A 20,368-nucleotide genomic window follows, 5' to 3' on the forward strand; every position below is an offset into this window, starting at 1 on the left:
CATTTCCTTCATTAGGAACGTGGAGCCTGAACCATGTCGACCGTCAATGCTTGTGCCCGTCCTTATTGGCGAGCTTCTCCGCCAGCGAGGAAAGGTACTCCTTCAGATGAGGGAGTGTGTTGGCAGGTAAACTCTAGCGTCGGGTTTCCCAACGGTTTCATCGAAGCGCATGGAGAAACATCCATTCGTAGGAATGTCCTCATGGAGCCCGAGCACCTTTATCAGGTACTCAGAGTCCTCTTCGATCGGGATGTAGGTGTCACCATTGGTAAAACCTTCCCGATCAAATCTCACCAGAATGAATCCCGATTTCCGCCGCCCGGGCTCGAGATCATCGAACCGGTGGCGGATCGGCAGAACGACACCCATTTGGGTATGGGCGTGGTTGTTGGGATCGTGTGAGAGCACAGTGGCTCTGATGCCGATTTGACCTGACGGACTAAAGAAACTCGCACCTTGTGGCTGCATACTCGCCGATACATCTCGGTTGATCAGCACGATCGCCCTTCCTTCGACCATGCTGTGGTGGCGAGGGACCCACCAGTTGTCCTTTTCGATGTGGATCATCTTGACCGACTCAGGGTCAACCTTCGCCATTGCCAGCATACCTTCGGCGATCGGCAGGATAAGCTCGGCAAAGTCACTCATCCGATGCTTAGTGCCCAACTTGACGTACTGGTAGTTGTACATGGAAGAGAGCCATCCGGACTTGATATACCTCCCCACAGTACGCTTGTGAGAGTAGTGATCAACAGCCATAATCCTTACCTTTCAGACGGATCGATACGGTCTTGTAGATGAAGCTTCTACCCCAGTAGCTTATACAAAATTATAATGTAAGATCATTATCAATAGTAGCTAAATTTATCTTACTTTTTTTAACATATTTGATTTGTCAGACATGTCCTGTTAGCAAGAAGAATCAACCTCTTCTATAGTAACAATCATAGCGATTCAATTATTTTACTAATTCTCCATTCTCATCTACTTGCTTTGTTCCTCCTCCAAACAGCCAATTATTTTTCTCCACAAACGCAATAAATTTTTCCAAAAACTCTTCATGGTTAATGTTTGTATGTGCATCCTCTGAATAGATAGTTCCGCTAATTTCTATACCTAGCTGTTTGTTTTGTTTCAAGTAATAACCTCCTGTAATCAAGAGATAATGAAACGATTCGTGTTAGTCTATCCGATAGATTTCATTATATGGTTTCGTTACCCTTTAGTTGTTAGCTGATTGCTCTTCCCTTTAGCTTTAATATCCATTATTGCATCCATGTCCACATATGCTTGTTGTAAGTAATACCCTGGGCGGCAAATAATGAATCTGCCGCCCAGTCTGAACTACCTTTTATATATTTTTTGGTATTTCAGTTCCAGTGACTCCGAGTGTTGCATCAAAGTTAATCACCTCAAACGTTTGACTGTACACACAGGCAGTCCGTTCTTACCCATCAGTGTTTTCTTCTCCAATGACTCTATATCAGACATCACTACTTCATCAAGAGATCCACCTCGAGGGTTGCTGTGAAGAACGATATCCAAAGCCACTACTGTAATCCTGATCTGGTAGTCACCAACGACAGCAATCTGACTACTACTCATCTTCTTAGAGAGAATATTTTCCTGTTTAATAGGAAGATGGCACTCGACTTCCCACTTTGTGCTGAATTCCGAGATGAGCTTGAGACTTGCCATTATAGGAGTTCCTTCCATCATAGAGGAGACTGATTGTACAGCCTAATTTTATTATAGTTTAAAGTTCCTCATTTGTATCAAGTTATTCATAAAATTAGCGCATTCTAAAAATGGATGTGTTCATTTACTCTGTTCGATGTTCAATGGCCAGTTTTATGAACCTCATCTTTTTTTAGATTTCAATTATTGTCTTATCGTACAAGTCATTTGATATATGAAGACTAAGATAGGATAAACGTGTTTTCTCCGAAATGGCAACCTCTGATACCCGCCTTCATGGTCGTAATGACATTCACAAACTTTGCATTTATTTTCATCTGAATCAAATATGTTATCCATTGTTTTGTTAACAGTTCCTTTCCTATTTTGTAAAATCGATTCCTACGTTCGGAAAGACCAGCTTTCCGTTTTCCATTTTGGCTATGATTCGGTCATCCTGGTCCACTACTTTCACATTGTACAATGATGCTTGTTTGTTGAAATAATTCGTGATTGCTTCTGGCGATTCTTCCAGTTCCACAAAACCAGGTAACGGAGTTCCATCGTGTGTTGTTAAGTATGCTTTAAACATTGCTAACCTCCAAATATTAAGAGTAATCAAATGATAACATAGGGGTTATTCACAGATTCTAGGTCTAATATCGAAAAATAAAGAAATACACGATCTCGTATGACCGTGTTTCAATAAACAATCAAATCTTTTCCTGTACCATACCCACAAACAATAACATTTTTTCCTATGTGGACACTGGCTGGCTTGTTTCCCTAGATCTAATATCTGAACAACAACCTGTATTTTTTACAAAAAAGGGAATATGCAAAATTATTCAATTCAAAAACATTATGTTCGGCCCTCTCATAGAAAAAGAGGGTATTATCCCTCTTGTTTATCATCTTAGCGTCTTATTATTCATTCACATTACTTTTTATTAACCATGCTACTTCTGTTAATCCTTGCTTTTGAACATTTTTTGTGTGAGGTTTGGTGAAATGAGTTGTTACAGCTTCTTCGTTTTCCCAAATCTCCCAAAGCATTATTTTTCGCTCTGATGGTTCAAGAGGAAAAGCATGAAATTTAATACATCCTTCCTCCTTGTTTGTCTCTTCTTCAAGTTTTTTAAATTCCACCATTATTTCATGAAGGTCTTTATCACTAATAATGTTCAAACATGCAGTTATATAATGCATTGAATTTCCCTCTTTCAAATGATTTTTCTATACTTTTCATTATAACGTTTCTTAAAGGTCGCCATACCCAAAGAAGAAAAATACACTTTTATAAGCTCTAAATACAACAAACCATCCTTTAGTATGTAGAATAATACTCCATGCCAACCATCTTTCAATTGAATCACGTCGCCTTTGTTGAGAATAGGCTTGTCCTACCGACTCCTGATCAAAAATATTCCAAGATTTGTCCGGTGACACGAGTGAAATATAGATAATAATGATTAATGTAATAGGGAGATATATTTTTCGTTGTACGAGCTTCTATAGCCGTATAATGAAATTAGCGATGCGGAAGTAATTTGTATATATGAAAAATGGGGTATGATATGTCCATCCTATTAGTTGGTCTTATACTGGTTATAACATCAGCATATGTATTTTTCATTTGTTATCGATATGGAAATTCAACCTTCGATTCCATAATGATAGTGGTCTTATTCTTTGTTATTCCTATTTTAATATTGGGATCCCTGCTGTATTGGATTTTATGATATTAGAAAACCCCACCGAGCTGTGTAGTAGGGGTAATCACAATCTATTCTATCAGCTGTTTATCTCACTCCCAGAACTTTCGGTCTACAGTTATGGCACGGACCCTATCACGGGCCCCATGATTAGCCCTAAAAAGGTTACCATATAAATCATAGATCACTAACTAACAATATTAACGATATTACCTTCTGTATCCTTAAACGAAGCAAAAACCATTCTAATTTCAGGTATTTCAGTTCTTTCTTTTACTATTACTCCTCCTGATTCCCTTATTTTTTCCTTCATATGATTTATATCATCCACTCTTATAACCAGCCTTGGATAGGGCAATTCCTTATTACGTACGACTAAGGAGCGATTCCATGGAACTGCTAGAGATAAACAATATCTGCTATGGTAAAGATGGCATTGAATACGAGAATGTATTTTTGCTACAATCGACTCTGTGACCTCTCGCATAATGTGCAGATGTCATTTTGATCATATTTTAGTGGTGGACGGCTTGCAACGAGTGGTACAGTAATGATCCATAGGCAATTTAGGCTTAACTTTAATCCTGGTCAACAGTTAAGCTTATTTTAATCATCATTTGACCAACGAGCAATAGAAGCATTAGCCCAATGGATCACTTCTTCTAACTTGTTGAGAGATAATGATCTTTCCCTTGAGTTAGGACATTCTGCATCTATTAGGTAAGCTAACTCTTTTGCTTTTTCTTGAAAAGTAGTATATTTCTCTGGTTGCCCCTCTTTTGGAGCGTGATAGGTGAATCGCTTTTCTAAATCTGGATTACTCATTATTCCATTCTAGGGGGTAGTTCATGTAACAAAGTTGCTGCTCTAGGCAGTTAGATAAATTTCATTTATTGTAATCCTCATTCCTCCTTTTCGGGAGATATGCAAAAATAGACAAATGTGATGGAAGTGATAAGTTGGGATTAGTTATTATGCCTTTACAGAAGCGGCACCTTATTTCTCGGATCGTTCACATGCCACTATTTGGAGCCATTATAGTAACAATCCCCGAGTTCATGACCAACCATGATGACACCTTTTTTGTTCAAGTCTACTAAAACACAGCGACTATTATCCTCATCTAAAAATGCCTGTGCCTGTGCCTCGTTTTCTTCTTTTGATACATATTGATACGTGATTTCCCGTGCTTCCTCTTCTGTTTCTGCTACTACTGTCACAGTAATAATTTGATCCTAATAAGCTTGATTTCGTTCTAGAACATATAAGTTATTCATGGTAATAGCCCCTTCTTTCACTCATTATCTTGAAGATGCCTCCATCAAGCATTAGACAAAATATTACAATTGTTAATGTTGTTTAGCAATCAGATATATTGTGTCTAATATATGTCTAAATGTACAATTTTCCCAAAATGATACGACTAAAAGCGATTAAATGGAACCGCTGATGATATAAAACGGATATCTTGCATGGCAAATGAAAGACCGTATGCTGGTGTATCCGCTCGGATCGATCCAAAACAACTCGAAATGTACACAAGTATCCTTTGCTCGTACTATGAGCATTGGCGGCTTGCAGTTCGGAGATATAGTGATAACGCATAAACAATTTCAGTTACATTTAGATCCTAGTCTGCAGTTAAGTTTGCGATTGAAATTATTAGCTAAATTGGGGTGTGTGTAAATTAGAACTCTTTATTTCTCTAGGTTTTTCTATAACTTTATATCAAACTTTTTTTCGAATACTCTGTTTATACGCTATACCTCAAGGGTAGCTTTTTTGCTTATCTCTGATATACTAAAATCTAATCTCATTAGCTTTGCAACAAAAGCATATGCTACATGGCAAAAACCATGAGTCAAAATGACTATGAGTCTAAGGAAGGGTCACGAGAATGTCTAAAGAAATCGAGACTCCTGCTGGGATGTACATCGGTTTTGCTGCCATGCGCGCAATGAATGAATGGCCGTCGAACCATGAGGGAGCAATCACAGCCTTCCTTGAAGACCTTGGGAAACACCCGAAAACTAAGCATCTTGTCGATGCTGCCCGTAAGAAACTCTCACCCTTGGTAAATGATAGGAAAGCTCTTCGGCAGGCTATGAACGATTACGAGAATAGGCTGTAAACTCTCATCCGTCCTTGTCCGACACTCACCCTCACAAAAGAGTGTCGGACACCATCGCTTCATATTCACATCATCCAAGTTCAAAGCAGCCACTTCTGATTTCCGTAATCCAGCTTGTAATAGTAATTAGATCACCGCTAAATCACGGTGTGGCTTCCATTTGTGACTAGCAGATTTTTGTTTTTTCTTTCAATACATCCAACAAACAAGATTGTTCCCTTCTGGTTAACCACCGTGGAGTTAGTTGCAAAGTAGAGATGAATTTCATTTTTATTTTACGCATGGGATCGGTTTGTACTCGATCTGTTTCACTAGAAAGTCCATAAATTATGAATGCAGCTACTTTTTTATTAACAGTAGTTGGTTTTGCAAATGGTTTACAATAACTACGATAATCTTGTAAATCTCTGGAACTAATCTCTTTTGGATTAAATTTCTCGCGTCTACGGTTTCTCGGTACCACGCCATCAAATTGTGAAGGATAGCTTACGAACGAATAGTTCCTTGTAAGCGACCATCCTCTAACAACCCGTTCTTAACTTCTTCTAAGTACATGAAAAACCCTCGCTTTGAATCAAATATATTCTCGAAACAATTCACAATAGTTTTCATATACATATTTCTGAAAATATCCATTCTTGGTACTCTTCCTCGCCTCTAAAGTATACCTTGTGACATATTAAAAAATACCAACCCCTTTAATTAGTCGCTTTTTTCCCCATTGATCCACCTATCAAACTTTGTTATCTCTACATAAGAAGATTGCTCCTATCCGGTTGAGCGATCCTGAATCCTAGAATGTGGAATGATGACAAAGAGTGACGATTTTCCCACTGGTGACCCCAGCTACACTTCTCCGGAAGGTATCAAGTGCTGGTTTCGTGGGCTGACAACTTATCAGGAATTTCCTGCACCTGATGGACGACGATTCAAGCGTGTACAAGCACCAAGGGAAAAGAAGATCTATGTGACTGACCTGCAGACCGGTTTGACCACGATCGATGAAGAGGAATAATCTCTTCCCTGTTCTAAGGTTCATGGACCCAGTTACGAATGTCGTGACTAGGTCCACCTACTTTCACCTCCTCAAACCTCACAAGCTCATGATAATCATCTCGACAGATAAACTGATAATGCTTAATCCTACGATTGAAGTAGAATACAACTCCGTGCCGACCATCTTTCAATTTAATTGTGTCGCCTTTTCTGAGAATTGAAACCATTCGATTATTCTCCTGTATGTAAAATATCTAATATACGCCGTTTTGATCGGTTTTATGACACATGGTAATCTGTCTGTATATAAGGTATAAAAATCAGTATATGATGCCGTTTCTTCGAAATACGATAGATAAAGAAAAACACGATCAAATGACCGTGTTTTGATAATAAAAAACCATATCGATTAACTAAATGCGTGCAGACTATTGATGATAACAGAATAGTCATCAATAGTCTGCATTGAATCAGCACATATTACTACACCCAATCTCGCTTGAAGAGATCCCAGAAAGCCGTGTACATCTTCTTATCAGCGCTATCGACTTCTTATATAGTCTGTGCTGCATGAAGATCCACGGTCAAACGTTGGTTGAGTTCAGAAGTTGCAACCCAGAAATCAGCTGACGGAACTTTATTGACGGATCTGCTGTGCAGACCTCATTCACTGGAGGAGTGTGACTGCTTCTGTCTTTCGCTTGTCGGGGTTTGGGTTGTAAACTTGTTTTGGTTTTGTATGTATTATAAAGTGGGAACTCTGTTGATTAGATTACATATCTTCTATTCGCTTACCATTCTTCTTTGTACCCTCTTTCCAGATGAAATACAAATAGGGTGATGCAATTCATGATTGGATCATCAACTGGGGCTGCCGAGGCATTAGATCGAAAGAGCAAATCAAGGTGGAAGAGAAGTTACGAATTAATTATGATAGAAAACTAGAAGAACGAATAAAGCTAAAAATAAGATACTACGATATAATGAACCTACTGTTATTCTCACGATCAGTATAATGACATAAACTTAGATCGCACATTTTCTGAGAAAATACAAAAGAGAGATGAATCCTAATTCTCATGCACAGTTAAACAGAATCAGAAAACAAGTTGACCTCCTCTCTGTTTGACTATTTAGTAGTTAAAAAATTGGATTCTTCTTATAAAGATTGCATGGATAAAAACAAATATTAAAGAGGTATGTAAAATGAAGTTGTTTTATGGAATTATTGTCGCCATTTTCATTGCTGGTATGATTGTCTATTCTGTTTATATGGATCAATGTAAGATAAAGACAGGAAAAGGAGATTATATCCCCTGTGGATACGACAATAAATAAAAATAGCATACATAGATTTAAATAACACATTCAACTTTAATCAGTGACAAGCTAAACCCCCTTAGACACTAGAAACGTTCCATATAAGTCGGTCTCTGAACACGAAAGGATGTCCTTACGACAATGAATGCCGCCGCGAAAGCTACCTTCAAAATTATTAAAACGGAGATTGTACCAGAAGTCTTTGACAATCTAAAACAGCTTACGATCGAATTTCGTGACTATGTGAACTGGTTCAATAAATTCCGTATTCACGGGAACATCGGGATATGTGAGTCCAGAGGAGTACCAACAATCACACCTTAAAAAAGTTGGCTAGTTTGGCGTTGACAATCTATCTCCAACAAAAATAAGAGGGTATTTTTATCATCAAATTTATTATAATCGTGTCCTCCAGAGACACTGCTAATGCAGCTCTGGGGGCATTGGAGTTAGGAATTCATGAACTTTGGACGCTGAAGCTTAAGAACGTTAAAAATCCTGCCTTGATCATCGATCTCAAACATCAGCCTCTTTCCAGCATACTTCCCAGAACTCGGGTAGATGTCGATGACATAAAACCCGTTCTCCCCCGGGTTCACGTCACTCCGACGACAACCCAGATTTCGATACTTGCCTGTATATGTCTCCCCATCATGGATAATCCGGAATTCAGACTCCACATTAACCGCGAAATATGAGCTTGCCGTGTGTGACTCCGGTTGCGGATTCTCACATTTGATCCATCCTTGGTTGTGATCCAGGGTGAACTTTTTCTGAGCGGAGTCAATCCTACCAGGGAGTCCCTTACCCATTTCTCTTCTCGAATGTGTGTTGTAGCAGAAACAATTATATCTTGCCATCAACCATTCATCTTAGCTAGTCCTCTAACGTAGGGGTCACAGAACTATTCAACGTAAAGTGTGCATTACTATGCAATCTTTCTAAACTTTCAAGTCAGTTTAAAACAGAATCAAAAAACAAGTCCCTCTTCCCTCTCTAAAAAGTAAAAAGTCCCTTTCATAAAAAGAAAAGGGATATATCTATTTCATAATTTATTTTCGCCGGGTCGGCTCTGATATGTAGAGCCGACCCCATCCCTCACGATGGAGAAATGTTGATGTATGCTGTCAGACCTCGACTTGTTACTCGGGATTCAATCCCAGCCACTTGTAGACCTTCTTCCGGTCTTCGAGAGAGATCCTGTGCCCCTGGGACTCGAAAGACTCAAGCGCCTCCTCGAGCTCACTGGATGTCACACCATGGGGGATCGAGTTCCTCAGGATGTCGTCAGACATTCCACTGTTCCCCTGCAGGTAGAGCTTAACGTTCATCGCGATGAGAAACGTCCTGCCGTTATCCTTGACCCAATCGAGAAGATCGTCGTTCATTTGAAGTCCCTTCTAGAGGATTTGACAGGTATCTTTATTATAAATAGAATAATCACACTTGTAAATTACATCAGTTAAATATCAATAGCACTGACAAAGAATGTATGGAACCATATTCACGCAAATATATGTCAACATTTATGCAGTTGGTAAAAATAAAGAGACGGACCGTACTTTTTTACCCAGCCACATTATAAAAGAGGGATCCACCCTAATTCCCAAGCACAGTTGAAACCAAAATCGAGAAACAAGCTAACCCCCTCTCCCCTACTCTACAAGGATGACCAAATCCACCATCAGCAGCAACTCATTTAAAACTATTACAGAATAGTTACCGTTGTGTAGCAGCGATTGACGAAGAAATAAATCAGTAGTTGGACTTATCAATGCAGTGAGCGATGGAGTTTTATCTGCATATATACCTTTGTTGGGGGTTTTACCAGCATATCAAAATCAAGGCATTGGAAAGATACTAGTGGAGTCACTCCTTAAGAACGGCATTGTCATTCATCTTTTCATTTTTTCGTTTAATAATACTGAAAGGTATATTCCCAATATATTAAAATTAAAGTGTTTCATTTACATAATATAAAAGTATTTCTATTGTTTCCTCCGCTGTTGCTTTTGCTTGTTCTCTCATTCCAGCTATAAATAACAATTGGAACGATCTTGCATCTTATGCTAAGGTTTCCGGCGGCGATGGAGTCGGAGTGTATGAGCACATCAACTACTAAGGTCGAAAATGGAAATTTAATCCAATAAAATACTCTGATTTCACCAAGAAAAAGCTAAGCAATAATAGATTATGGAACGATGTAGTTTCCTCACTCCGTATCAGATAAATAACAATAACAAGCCACATTGACCTCTATGTACTAAGAGATCATGTGGTTTGTTTATGACAGAGTTCGCGTTCTAGTCCACAGGGTTATTTCAATTTTTTTGGTAAAATTACGACAAAAACAAGCTTCGCTACCTCCACTCCAACTTAGATCACCTATTTTCCAATAGTTAAAATAATGTTAAAATTTAGTTTGTAAGGTTCCCAACAATGAAAGGAGCATCATGCCTCCAGGTAGGACACTTATTTGCAGAAACTGTGGGAGAATTCCACTCTTCACTATCTTCTGCGAGAGGTGTCGATTATGTATCAAATGTTGTAAGGGACACCGCTTTAAATGAGCAGTTCTGACAAATCTAATAAACGCTATCAAGTCATGATTGATGTCGAACTGTTCATCCTGGATGATTTGCTAGACAGTTGTTAATCCTGCTAGCAAGTGGAGCTCTCCTGATCGCTGACAGCCTGTTAGCGTTCTAAATCTCCAGTCCAGTACCCCTCACTCTTGGAAGAGTGAGGGGTACCTAATTTTTGATGGTTAATAAGACAATTCTTATTCTAGTCCGTCAGATAGATTCCATTATATGGTTCCATTGTCCCTCAGTCGTTGGATGCTGGTTTGTCATTGAAGTAATCATTATCTACTTCTTGGTAATATTCATCTGCATTTTTAAACAGTTCTGGTTCGAAATTGTGTCTTTTTAACAAATCATAAACTTTCTGTCCATTTGCATTTGCTATCTTTTTCCATTCATTAATGTTAAATTTGAATCCCTTAGTGTATCGATTCTGCATATTGTATACAACCATTTTGAGTATTGGAATCCTGTCACTCTCTCCTATATGTAAAATAAAGAGCCATCCAATGGATGACTCTCGTTTATATGTTTTTCTTTTTAACGACTGACCGACCGAACCTATCCAAAGAATAGATTCAGTCGGTCATTAGCTCCACTAGGAACTAGGGGTTACTGTTGCATGTAACAGAAGCAGCAGCCCTCACACTTGCCACAGTTTTTGGGACAGTCAGTCCGAGCCGGGCGTGCGTTGCAGAGAGAACACATCTGATTGTTGGGACGCAGATCCAGAGGGAGTTGGAGGAGAATCGTGCTGATCTCCAGCAACTCACCATCGATGGAAGGAGTCTCTTCTATCAGACAGACGCTCATGCTTGTCCAATCGTTGAATTGATGTCTTGCCACAATCAGAGACAAGAACAACGAACTTATATAAGTTAACATAAAAGGAATCTCAATTCAAGCTCTCTTCGTTCAATTTATATTCATCTGAGAATTGAAATCATTCTATTAACTCCTGTTATAGGGACCACAACTAAAAATTTTTCCAAAAAAGCAATAAACTCGTCGTATTCTACAGATTTATCACCTGTATTTTTACTTATTTGGTTTTTAATTGAGATACGGTCCCTCACTTTTGCATCGTAGAAGGTACATTCTACGTAAAATAAATAGTTTCGTAAAAAGTTTCTATGCTTTATCATAAAAAGAGTACTACTCGCCTCTGTTGATAAGATGGACGCTCATGCACCTGCATGGTATCAGGAGGAATTATCACTACAATGACGATGAGGAGATCATTTGTATTCAGGATCGGGATATGATCCTAAATTAAAAAAAATATCGTAACCGTTGTGTCCTAGGATAATCCTCTTTTCAAATCGGACAAAGACAACAAGGCGCGTTTACGCCGCTGAAAACAGCGATAATGCTCTGATGATCTTTCGGGCAATCTCAATCTATGATATTAGCTGTTTCGTATTATAAGGTCATCCAGTTTTTTCTTAACTGGACGACCTTATAATACGAAAATACCACTCGTTTGAGTGGTAAATAGTTTAACTTACTTACTTTGCGGTCTATCGGAGCAACCCTGTCACTGATTTAAATCCCTCCTAACAAGCCTCCGCCTCCAAATGAAACTCTTGATCCGCCCCCTCCTAATCCTTTGTTATCGTAAGGATTAAAATTTGGAACACTCATATCCCACGAATTAGAGCCTGTATCATTAGAATCCTGATCTTTTAATGTCTGTATTTCTGTTACTGATTTCGCATCTGCTTCAAACATTAAGCCTTCAGCAACCAAAATAGAAAATACACTAACAAAGCCAACAATTATGAGCAGAGCTATTTTATTTGTTTTCATCCTTACACCTCATATCCAATATTTCTGAATATTAATTATAACATTTAGAGGTGTTGATTGGTAATGATGTGTACCAGCGAAGATGTCATTACCCGCAAAGTAGATTCAAATTACTAGGAGATGATGACATGGAACCGTTTGTAATAGGTGATATCTGGTATGGCGAAGGTGGCACTGCCTATGAAAATGTATCCGCCCGGATCGATGCCATAACCACTCGCAATGTCCAAGTATCATTTGATCGTACAATGGAGCATCGATGGCTTATTGTTAGGCGGTACAGTGATGACACATAAGCGGTTTCGGTTACATTTTGATCCTGGTCAGCAGTTGAGTTTGTTTGATTGAGTTATATTGTTTCATTAGATCAAGTAATGATTTCAAAAATTCCTCAGCAAATTCTCTATCGTTTTTATTTTTGCTTCTCATTGCTCCTGTACAATAACCAATAACAAAACTCATTAGTTGAGCTTGATCCTTAATGTCTAGTTTGCTTAAGTTATTTTCAACATCATTAATTAATTTTTGATTCATTAAATTTCCCAATCCGTCAACTTAAGATTTCGAACTTCTCCAGGAGAACCAGAGCTATTCATTTTATCAATCAATCTAGTAAAACGACCGCTGGCATAAAGATATTTGAGGATATAAATCACTCTATGACGGTATATCCCTTTTTCTTGGAGCTTTCTTTCGATATCATAGAACCCTTGGAATTTCTCTGTTTCTTCTTCGTTTTGGTCGATTTCATGTAATACATCAGTAACAGTTTTTAGTTCTTTTTCTGTAATATGAGGAATCATATCCATCTCCTCATCGATCACACTTTCAAATCCATTGATTAAACCATAGATTCTGCCATCTGAATGATTATATAGCCCCTCTTTTTTCTGTAATCGATATATTTCCCCTAGAATCTTCCCCAAAAACAATTTCAAATCTGTATCCATATGTAAACCTCCTTAAATTTATCAAGGATGACCTTGAACATATGGAATTCGTCAAAATCAAAATTTCCCCTTCAGGAGGAACACCAAAGGCAATAGCGATTTCTCTAGAGGATAATTTCTGCCCCTCTAACCAAGACATATCAACAGGAGAAAGTGACATCTCTTTCCAATCAAGCCCACCCTCTAGTAAACTGCGATGGGCTGAGTTGTGTTCCCTACTACAACAACCATTTGATCAGGGCGCAATGAGTATAATTCCTTTGGTGGTCCATTGTTTGGTCCTACACGTTCAATGTAGCTGTTTCCTGATAATTGGAGGTAAGCAATCACATTCTCTATAAATTTCGCTCGACCCATACTAGGATTTGGATTCGCTAATAGATCGATCAAAGGATGCTTCTCTATCTCTTTGAGTTTTCTGTTTTTCTAGTAGAGTGAGTAGACACGGAATGCCAGCACAAGCCATTGCGATTGCATTCACGCATCGATATACATAGACATTTTTCGTATATCCTTCATCGGCTAACTTATCATATCGTGTATCTGTCCATTGTGCTTGCCCGTGATTGACTGTGATGATTCCTGTTGTCCTGCTCTGTTTAGTGAAAAAGTTTCTAATTCGGTCCAGCAAGTTATCACCTCCTGTTCAAAATAACAAAAACACCTTATCTAAGGTGTTCGTGTTTTATCTATAGAAGATCGTTGGTATATCATCACCCCTGCCAACATTCACTGCTGATAGGGGTGGGAGATCACTTGGGATCGTCAGTCAGGAATACGACCCGAAACATCGCCAGGGCCATGCGGACGACGATTCTTCTCCTCCTTGTGCTGCAGCCTGGCCATTACCAAGCGCATATCCCCATAAGTGGGAAACATCACTTCAACCATCCTCTGGAGTTCACTCTTCCCTAGCATGGGAAGAATCCCCATGATGAGCAGGTAGTTGTCGTAAGTAGGAGAAGGAGGCTCTTCCACCTTGACATAGACGGTAGGAACATCATCCCAATCAGCGAGATCCTCGCTCTGCTCCTCCATGTTCGTCTTTTCGAAGCGGGCAGACACTTCTGTCCACACACACGACTGTTCGTGTTGAGTCAACTCCTCGATAAGAGCAGGGAACTGCTGGAGAAAAAGCTTGATCAGCAGCTCATCACTCAGTCCATTGACCAAGGACAATGACATTGTGACCTCCCAGTCACTTTAATCTATTACCTACTATTTATTAGACCATATCATGATACAAAAACAAAGATAAAAAACTTATCTTTGAATGTCTTCCAATCAGGCTTTTTTCAGCTAAGTGCCTTAGTAACCACGTATTTCTGCGAAACCTTTGCTATAAAAATCTTAGCCGTGGCTCTGCTTCTAATCCCCTGAATGGCTCTATGGAATATCTTAACGCCGCCATCGCTTCATCAAATACCTCTATAGGCTCATCAATATATTCGTTTGTCTGTGTGTTTTTCTTCCATTTCCACTGCTGGATCTCTTTAATAGTGTTGACACAAGAAGGATGAATATAGATCCGCATCTTTTTCAAGATATCAATTTGAGCTTTTACGCTACCAGGATTCTTATGAACAGGAACTGCGTTGTAACCAGCTTTCTGCCACATGCGAATACGATCCGGTTCAGCGGAATCACAATACATAGTAAGTCGCTTATCTAATCCCTGCCGATCAGCTAATTGAATGATTTCATTTGTATCCATCTCGTTTACATAGATTTCATTGCATACAAAAAGCTCCCCATCTTTAAAGCCTACAGTGAGTATTGCATTGTTATGATTGAATCCGAAGTCTTGAGCATGGGCCATAGAATCAAACCGTTCATAACTGGTATCAAAGTCTTGGACAATGTAGTTAGAGAGAATCAAACCGCCTAATTCTCCCCAGTTTTCAAGCCCATACACTTGGTAACCATCAGGATCTTGTTCTTTTCTCAACATCATTCGGCGATGATAAGCGTCATCTATAAAACGATTTTCTAAGTACGTGGAATGATGGGTGAACATATCCTCATTGGGTGCATCAAAATATTTCTTCTTGATCCAATGGAATGTACTGACAGGGTTAAAGGTAAACGTCATTTGATAATACAGATTCTTGTTGGAAAGCTGACCACGCAAACGGTCGTCCAAGATATCAATATCAGCCTCTTGGAGTTCTGTTGCCTCCTCGACCCACACCCAAGTCAATTTACCATGTTGGAAATTGATTGACTTTACTTTCTCGCGTTCCTTTTCATCCTTCATCCCACGAAAAATAACGCCATTATTGGTAAGTTTACATTTGAGCTCCATTGGAGTTTGTTTGATGCTCCAATACTTCTCCCAATCAGCACCAAAGATTCTATATATGGCTGATGTTAATTCGGCGTATGTGCTATGTTTGTTGGTCACATCTGCTTTACGCACTACAAGAAGATTAGCTCCTTTGTATTTTGGATCAGACAATTTAATGATGAAATTTTGTGCGACATTTACCGATTTTCCCGAACCAGCAGAACCTTTCAGTGCTCTGTATCGTTTTTTCGTCTGATTGGCATCCTTGAAATGACAATTGAACGGAACTTTTATTAATCATCATCTTCATCTCCATAGTCGATCTGGATGTTCAAACCAGTATCACCACTATGCTCAATCTCTTGTTTATCTTTCCATGTTTTGCGTTTTCTGTTCTTCAACCAGTATATAATTGCTGTTGTATTGGGATGTTCATACTTTTCCACGTCAACAACTTCACCTTTATTAGTAACGGTTTGTTCGTAATATTTGTAACCTAACGCTCGTTTATATAAGGCGTTTTCTACGTTACGATCAGCAATTTCCTTGCTCTCTTTTAAGGCTTTAGAAATGTTAGGAAAACGTTTTTTCCAATCGTATAAAGTTTCTCGTCTAATTCCCATGTTATAAGCTATTTGTTCATCTGTAAGACCATCTCTAGCCCAGCCACGAATTCTTAACAAGCCATCTTCTGTTAGCCAATCGTGATATTTGCCTTTAGCCATTACATATCACCCACCCCCAACATATGAGATATAAAAAATACCACCTGAGTTAGGTGGTTAAATACAATATTTATGGAAACTCGGAATTCGTAAGTATCCATTCTTAGTCATTCCTATGGATTTCACTTCTATTTCGGATCAAGATAAATCACTTTGTCGTCTTCTTTTGTTTTTAGGAGATGGATCAGACCTCACAATGCTTTTTTTCTTTCGGAGGGAAAGGAAACTCAATCAATCCTGCTGGTGTGCCCTCTGGAAAACCAATTAATACACCCGGCTCTCCTTTTTTTACTCCAGTCACAAAGACCTCATCATATTGATAATTGATAACCTTTTTCCAATCCCACGCACGTTTTCCGATTTGATAACTTGATGGGCATGTGGTTCTACCCCTATCCGGCGGAAAAAGTTAAACTAACGGATACGATAGTAATAATCGCCTCATGTGTGGCAGTAGCAATAACGGCTGAGATGACTCCCTAAATCAAAAACGGAGTCCGCCGGCTAGGCTGTAAGCTCCGTTCCTGTACTATCCCGTTGAGGGACAAGTGCCAAACGCTCTATCGTATAAAAAAATCGGCCCGATTCATAAATATTTCTTCAATCTTCTCCAATATGGGCCCGCTTTCCTCGGATGTGCGTTGCACCTCGATCCATTCCGGGTCTTGTATAAACGCACCCCACAGCCGTTGCCGTTCCTCCATATCCTTATATTCCATCACGTAATATAACTTCGGAAGGCCCGTCTGATCGATCCAGAAATCGTACACCTTCATTTCCAACCGCTCGAAAATACTAAGTGTATGCTGGCTGAAACGTTGCAGAATCGCTTCCATTCTCCCCTCATGCATGGTATAAATGCGCAACTCGTAAAGCATGCCCATTCCCTCGCTTTCTGTAAATCGTAGAGTTTTTTCGTTGATCGTTGCCTACTCTCAGTACTATTTAACCATAATCTTCGATCCTATTGTCAGTGTTCGATGGGTCGAGCTGTGGAGCAGTAATCGCTGAGTGGTTCCCTCGCTATGGTCACCTTTATTGGTGACCATTCCTGAGTATTGTAAAACAATACTCAGGGGGAGTAAATTAAATTTTTATTATATATAGATTTGAAAAAAGAGGGCAGAGTTTGCTCTCTTTTAGTTTCTCCATCAACGTCTTCCTTTTGCTCCACAAATAACGTCTTATGAGCCGTGTACTTTCGAAACATAATAGCAGTTATGTTTACTTCATGAATAAAATCAGGCATCTAAATCAATAAGTAAACATAACTTATTGATTTAGATAGCAAATGGAATGAAACATAATTACTTTGCGGTCTATGGTAGCAACCCTGTCACTGGACCATAATCATAAAAACAACCACCATCAATTGGCGGTTTGTTCTTTGTTATGAGCGAAAGCTTTTTGTATTCTCCCAAATTTCCTCTATGATCTTTTCTTTATCACAATTTCCATCACGCAAAGCATAAAAAGTCTCAGAATAATAATCTCTACAGAAAATAATTTGGATCGTCCATTCCAAGTTCTACTGTTGTATCTTCAGGAACCCCTAAAATTGAAAGTATTTTATCCTCTACTTCAAAATCATGTATCAATTGAATATTATCAACATTAAGAAATTCTTCGAACTGTTTTTCTTTCTGATATACCTCTTCAACTAAATCTAACAATACAACTAATATATCCTTTGTCATTTTATCCACTGTAATAACCCCCCACCAGAATATTTATCATCACCTTAATATTCTAATGGCAAATAAAATAACCCTTTATATACAGAGGATATTTCTACAACTTTCTTTCTCTTGCACATCCTCAAACCTCACCAGCTCATGATAATCATCCCTACATATCACCTGATAGTGCTTAATCCTACGATTAACGTAGAATATAACTCCACAATAACCATCTTTTGTTTGAATAGTGTCGCCTTTTCTGAGAATTGGAACCATTCGATCATCCACCTGTATGTAAAATATCTAATATACGCCGTTCTGATCGTTGTTTTTATATGTGGTAATGTCATGGTATATAAGATATAAAAACCTCTATAAAGTGCCTTATTCTTTGAAGAAAAAAACGATCATATGACCGTGCTTCTCAAATAGAAAACCCCCACGAGCTGTGCAGACCTCATTTTCACTGGAAGTGAGTGTGACTGTTTTTGTCTTCCGCTCGTCGGAGTTTGTATGTGTAAAATAAAATTTCTTGATAACATCATATCATGGATAAATCAACCTGTTAGTTCGTTCTAAGTTCGTTTCTTAGCGATTTGATGAAAAAAATTATATGACGTTAGGAACAATCCCAAAATTTCATTCCTTGTGCAATAATAAATTGATTTAACCAAGATGAAAAATTCATGTTTAGGCTTTTTACATCTTCAAAAATACTTGATTCCCACCACAGCAAATAGTTTTGTTCCCTGAGTAACTTTCTCTTCATCAATTATTAAACGGATTACGGAAACTATCTTGCAATTGTTTCTGTGGAGACGGTGATTTTCTCAGGTCGAATATCTCGAAAGAAATATATCACCATATATGAGATAGAAGAGGAAGAAGATGAAGAGAAGAGCTTTTGGAAAAAGCTGCGAGAGCTGTTTAGAAGTAATCATCCCATTCTCCCCGTACCCTCGTTCCAGCAGAAATACAAATAGATGATGCGATTCATGATTGGATCATCAACTGGGAGCTGCCAAAGCATCAAATTGAGAAGGCAAAACAAGGAGGAAAGAAACTTAGGATAAATTTGATAAAGAGCTTGAAGATCGAACGAAGAAGGCTAAAAATAAAGTATTGCGATATGATATCCCAGAGGCTACATCATGAGATCGACATAAGGATGTAGCCTTAGATAAAACTTTTCCAGAGAAAAAATACAAAAGAGGTATACACCCCAACTCTCAAGCACATTTAAAACAGAATTAGAAAACAAGTTAACTTCTTTCCTAATAGACATCGAACTAAGAGAATGAAGTAAGAAGTGTTGATAAGAGATTAAAGCAGTCCCCCTGCACAAATCATGTACAGGGGGGACCCACTAATATTCAAGAGAAGATCAGCTGACAGTACAGAGACTCAGGGCTTATCGACGAGATTTCCATCCACGATTTCGTAATCGTTAGGATCAAGTGTCTCCAATGGATTACTACCCCAAGAAGCAGGATTTGTGCTGATCGGACCGAGTGAGGTGTTGAAAGTCAAATTGCGCATTTCACCACAATAGCTGACTTTCGGGAACACGTTTGGGAACTCCTCCCTCACGATTCTGCCATCACACTCCTCGAAGAGAATCAGCTTGAAACACTCAAAATGGTCCTGTCCAATGGGATCGACAACACAAAACGTCATGTACTTCTTGAGCTCTGGGGTTTCCTTATCACCCGGAAAAATCACCACAGTAGTCCGGATTACATACTTCAGCTCCATTGCCAACTCCTGTTCGAAGCGGGAAGATAACATTTACAAGAAAAGCTTATTCTCTTTTTTTGTAGTAGTCAATCCAATCTCCTAGATACGTTTCGAGAAATGAAATTTATAAAATAAAAAAACAAGTTCCCCCCTCTCCCCCACTCTCGTTGGTATCGATCTAACGAAACGTTTCGGCTTTCGGTATCGGAAAGGATAGCCTCATTTCTATCCATCCCAAAAGAAATCACTATTCATTTTTTCATGGAATCCAAATCTTTGGTTTACTGTAAGCATTGGATGATTCTCCTCATGAACACCAGTAACCATTTTTTTATACCTTGTTCTTTCGCATAATCTATTGTCTTTTCTTTTAACGTAGAGGCTATCCCATTTCCTCTAAACTCTTCTTTCACTACTGTAAGCTCACAGTCCGCAAGTTTTTTATCTCTATCCAAAGTAATACTACTAAGACCAATCCAGTTATTATCTACCGCAGCAATAAATTGACTATCCCTGTGGTCCCTGTAGCAACGGTAATATATTTTGTCTATTAATTTATCAAAGAATTCGAATTCACCATCTTGTCCTGGGTCTCCCAGAACGCCTTCCTTTTTACTAATTCATAGGGTTTAAATTGGTTTTCTTGATTATGAGGTACATCCGATAACTGAAAAAAGAAACATCTTTATAATTTGATTTGTAACTGATTGAATTATCCATTTTATCTAATTCTAAGATTAGTTTTTTCATTGTAGTC

At 38.7% G+C, this 20,368-nt stretch carries 31 protein-coding genes; 7 read left to right on the forward strand and 24 right to left on the reverse strand.

All coding sequences use genetic code 11. The features are described from left to right. Positions 1-102: 102 nt before the first annotated feature. From GSM42_RS05215 to GSM42_RS05245, 7 genes are all read right to left on the reverse strand, one after another. The gene (locus tag GSM42_RS05215) at positions 103-690 is read right to left on the reverse strand and encodes a hypothetical protein (protein WP_160800507.1); all 588 of its coding nucleotides are present in this window, start codon (positions 688-690) and stop codon (positions 103-105) included. A 268-nt stretch (positions 691-958) separates the two neighbouring features. Then, positions 959-1,138 (reverse strand): hypothetical protein, encoded by a 180-nt coding sequence (locus GSM42_RS05220; RefSeq protein ID WP_160800508.1) that lies wholly within the window; start codon positions 1,136-1,138, stop codon positions 959-961. 269 nt (positions 1,139-1,407) lie between these two features. Beyond that, positions 1,408-1,698, reverse strand: coding sequence for a hypothetical protein (locus tag GSM42_RS05225; protein WP_160800509.1), 291 nt, complete (start codon positions 1,696-1,698; stop codon positions 1,408-1,410). Between the two features lie 361 nt (positions 1,699-2,059). After that, on the reverse strand, positions 2,060-2,269 hold the full coding sequence (locus GSM42_RS05230; RefSeq protein ID WP_160800510.1) for a hypothetical protein: 210 nt from the start codon (positions 2,267-2,269) through the stop codon (positions 2,060-2,062). Between the two features lie 335 nt (positions 2,270-2,604). Continuing rightward, positions 2,605-2,886, reverse strand: coding sequence for a putative quinol monooxygenase (locus GSM42_RS05235; protein WP_160800511.1), 282 nt, complete (start codon positions 2,884-2,886; stop codon positions 2,605-2,607). A gap of 1,112 nt (positions 2,887-3,998) precedes the next feature. Further along, a complete protein-coding gene (locus GSM42_RS05240) occupies positions 3,999-4,217 on the reverse strand; it encodes an Acb2/Tad1 domain-containing protein (protein ID WP_160800512.1) in 219 nt (72 codons plus the stop codon). Between the two features lie 197 nt (positions 4,218-4,414). Continuing rightward, positions 4,415-4,612 (reverse strand): hypothetical protein, encoded by a 198-nt coding sequence (locus GSM42_RS05245; RefSeq protein ID WP_160800513.1) that lies wholly within the window; start codon positions 4,610-4,612, stop codon positions 4,415-4,417. Positions 4,613-5,289: 677 nt separating this feature from the next. Between GSM42_RS05245 and GSM42_RS05250 the strand changes: the two genes are divergently transcribed. After that, positions 5,290-5,523: a hypothetical protein gene (locus GSM42_RS05250; protein ID WP_160800514.1), complete on the forward strand. Its 234-nt coding sequence runs from the start codon at positions 5,290-5,292 to the stop codon at positions 5,521-5,523. A gap of 166 nt (positions 5,524-5,689) precedes the next feature. Here the strand turns inward: GSM42_RS05250 and GSM42_RS05255 are convergent, their stop codons facing one another. Continuing rightward, a complete protein-coding gene (locus tag GSM42_RS05255) occupies positions 5,690-5,986 on the reverse strand; it encodes a hypothetical protein (protein WP_160800515.1) in 297 nt (98 codons plus the stop codon). Between the two features lie 342 nt (positions 5,987-6,328). Between GSM42_RS05255 and GSM42_RS05260 the strand changes: the two genes are divergently transcribed. After that, complete coding sequence (locus GSM42_RS05260; RefSeq protein WP_160800516.1) at positions 6,329-6,538, forward strand: hypothetical protein; 210 nt, start codon at positions 6,329-6,331, stop codon at positions 6,536-6,538. 13 nt (positions 6,539-6,551) lie between these two features. Here the strand turns inward: GSM42_RS05260 and GSM42_RS05265 are convergent, their stop codons facing one another. Further along, positions 6,552-6,746 carry a hypothetical protein gene (locus GSM42_RS05265; protein ID WP_160800517.1) on the reverse strand — a complete coding sequence of 65 codons (195 nt, stop codon included), beginning with the start codon at positions 6,744-6,746 and terminating at the stop codon, positions 6,552-6,554. Positions 6,747-7,725: 979 nt separating this feature from the next. On the opposite strand from GSM42_RS05265, the gene GSM42_RS20940 reads away from it, so the two are divergent. Together GSM42_RS20940 and GSM42_RS05270 are read left to right on the forward strand one after the other, a co-directional pair. Beyond that, positions 7,726-7,857, forward strand: a complete 132-nt coding sequence (locus GSM42_RS20940) for a hypothetical protein (RefSeq protein ID WP_275402127.1) — start codon at positions 7,726-7,728, stop codon at positions 7,855-7,857. A gap of 123 nt (positions 7,858-7,980) precedes the next feature. Next, positions 7,981-8,163, forward strand: coding sequence for an IS3 family transposase (locus tag GSM42_RS05270; protein ID WP_160800518.1), 183 nt, complete (start codon positions 7,981-7,983; stop codon positions 8,161-8,163). Between the two features lie 818 nt (positions 8,164-8,981). Here GSM42_RS05270 and GSM42_RS05275 read toward each other — a convergent pair. Then, entirely contained in the window at positions 8,982-9,227 is a 246-nt protein-coding gene (locus GSM42_RS05275; RefSeq protein ID WP_160800519.1) for a hypothetical protein, read from the reverse strand. 391 nt (positions 9,228-9,618) lie between these two features. Between GSM42_RS05275 and GSM42_RS21130 the strand changes: the two genes are divergently transcribed. Beyond that, the gene (locus tag GSM42_RS21130) at positions 9,619-9,819 is read left to right on the forward strand and encodes a GNAT family N-acetyltransferase (protein WP_338055248.1); all 201 of its coding nucleotides are present in this window, start codon (positions 9,619-9,621) and stop codon (positions 9,817-9,819) included. A gap of 849 nt (positions 9,820-10,668) precedes the next feature. On the opposite strand, the gene GSM42_RS05285 is transcribed toward GSM42_RS21130, so the two are convergent. After that, a complete protein-coding gene (locus GSM42_RS05285) occupies positions 10,669-10,863 on the reverse strand; it encodes a hypothetical protein (protein WP_160800520.1) in 195 nt (64 codons plus the stop codon). Between the two features lie 179 nt (positions 10,864-11,042). Between GSM42_RS05285 and GSM42_RS05290 the strand changes: the two genes are divergently transcribed. Then, complete coding sequence (locus GSM42_RS05290; RefSeq protein ID WP_160800521.1) at positions 11,043-11,306, forward strand: hypothetical protein; 264 nt, start codon at positions 11,043-11,045, stop codon at positions 11,304-11,306. Positions 11,307-11,969: 663 nt separating this feature from the next. Here GSM42_RS05290 and GSM42_RS05295 read toward each other — a convergent pair. Continuing rightward, positions 11,970-12,233: a hypothetical protein gene (locus tag GSM42_RS05295; RefSeq protein ID WP_160800522.1), complete on the reverse strand. Its 264-nt coding sequence runs from the start codon at positions 12,231-12,233 to the stop codon at positions 11,970-11,972. Between the two features lie 128 nt (positions 12,234-12,361). Here GSM42_RS05295 and GSM42_RS05300 point away from each other — a divergent pair, with 128 nt between their 5' ends. After that, the gene (locus GSM42_RS05300) at positions 12,362-12,529 is read left to right on the forward strand and encodes a hypothetical protein (protein WP_160800523.1); all 168 of its coding nucleotides are present in this window, start codon (positions 12,362-12,364) and stop codon (positions 12,527-12,529) included. Positions 12,530-12,539: 10 nt separating this feature from the next. On the opposite strand, the gene GSM42_RS05305 is transcribed toward GSM42_RS05300, so the two are convergent. The 12 genes from GSM42_RS05305 to GSM42_RS21315 form a co-directional block, all read right to left on the reverse strand. Continuing rightward, the gene (locus GSM42_RS05305) at positions 12,540-12,767 is read right to left on the reverse strand and encodes a hypothetical protein (protein WP_160800524.1); all 228 of its coding nucleotides are present in this window, start codon (positions 12,765-12,767) and stop codon (positions 12,540-12,542) included. Then, the gene (locus GSM42_RS05310; protein ID WP_160800525.1) at positions 12,767-13,183 is read right to left on the reverse strand and encodes a hypothetical protein; all 417 of its coding nucleotides are present in this window, start codon (positions 13,181-13,183) and stop codon (positions 12,767-12,769) included. The genes GSM42_RS05305 and GSM42_RS05310 overlap by 1 nt, the downstream gene beginning before the upstream one ends. After that, positions 13,104-13,343, reverse strand: coding sequence for a phage portal protein (locus tag GSM42_RS21310; RefSeq protein WP_160800526.1), 240 nt, complete (start codon positions 13,341-13,343; stop codon positions 13,104-13,106). The genes GSM42_RS05310 and GSM42_RS21310 overlap by 80 nt, the downstream gene beginning before the upstream one ends. A gap of 23 nt (positions 13,344-13,366) precedes the next feature. Next, positions 13,367-13,573 carry a phage portal protein gene (locus GSM42_RS05320; RefSeq protein ID WP_160800527.1) on the reverse strand — a complete coding sequence of 69 codons (207 nt, stop codon included), beginning with the start codon at positions 13,571-13,573 and terminating at the stop codon, positions 13,367-13,369. Then, complete coding sequence (locus tag GSM42_RS05325; protein WP_160800528.1) at positions 13,542-13,814, reverse strand: hypothetical protein; 273 nt, start codon at positions 13,812-13,814, stop codon at positions 13,542-13,544. Before GSM42_RS05325 ends, GSM42_RS05320 begins: the two co-directional genes overlap by 32 nt. 134 nt (positions 13,815-13,948) lie before the next feature. Then, on the reverse strand, positions 13,949-14,368 hold the full coding sequence (locus tag GSM42_RS05330; RefSeq protein ID WP_160800529.1) for a hypothetical protein: 420 nt from the start codon (positions 14,366-14,368) through the stop codon (positions 13,949-13,951). Positions 14,369-14,522: 154 nt separating this feature from the next. Next, on the reverse strand, positions 14,523-15,764 hold the full coding sequence (locus GSM42_RS05335) for a PBSX family phage terminase large subunit (RefSeq protein WP_160800794.1): 1,242 nt from the start codon (positions 15,762-15,764) through the stop codon (positions 14,523-14,525). After that, entirely contained in the window at positions 15,764-16,195 is a 432-nt protein-coding gene (locus GSM42_RS05340) for a helix-turn-helix domain-containing protein (RefSeq protein WP_160800530.1), read from the reverse strand. The genes GSM42_RS05335 and GSM42_RS05340 overlap by 1 nt, the downstream gene beginning before the upstream one ends. Before the next feature lie 560 nt (positions 16,196-16,755). Beyond that, a complete protein-coding gene (locus tag GSM42_RS05345; protein ID WP_160800531.1) occupies positions 16,756-17,079 on the reverse strand; it encodes an NIPSNAP family protein in 324 nt (107 codons plus the stop codon). Positions 17,080-17,688: 609 nt separating this feature from the next. Then, the gene (locus GSM42_RS05350) at positions 17,689-17,901 is read right to left on the reverse strand and encodes a hypothetical protein (protein ID WP_160800532.1); all 213 of its coding nucleotides are present in this window, start codon (positions 17,899-17,901) and stop codon (positions 17,689-17,691) included. Positions 17,902-19,278: 1,377 nt separating this feature from the next. Beyond that, a complete protein-coding gene (locus GSM42_RS05355; RefSeq protein WP_160800533.1) occupies positions 19,279-19,629 on the reverse strand; it encodes a hypothetical protein in 351 nt (116 codons plus the stop codon). A 263-nt stretch (positions 19,630-19,892) separates the two neighbouring features. Next, on the reverse strand, positions 19,893-20,231 hold the full coding sequence (locus GSM42_RS21315; protein WP_160800795.1) for a GNAT family N-acetyltransferase: 339 nt from the start codon (positions 20,229-20,231) through the stop codon (positions 19,893-19,895). Positions 20,232-20,368: the final 137 nt, after the last annotated feature.

Origin of the sequence: Shimazuella alba (assembly GCF_009831235.1) — a bacterium.
In the GTDB taxonomy this organism is placed as follows: Bacteria; Bacillota; Bacilli; order Thermoactinomycetales; family Thermoactinomycetaceae; genus Shimazuella; species Shimazuella alba.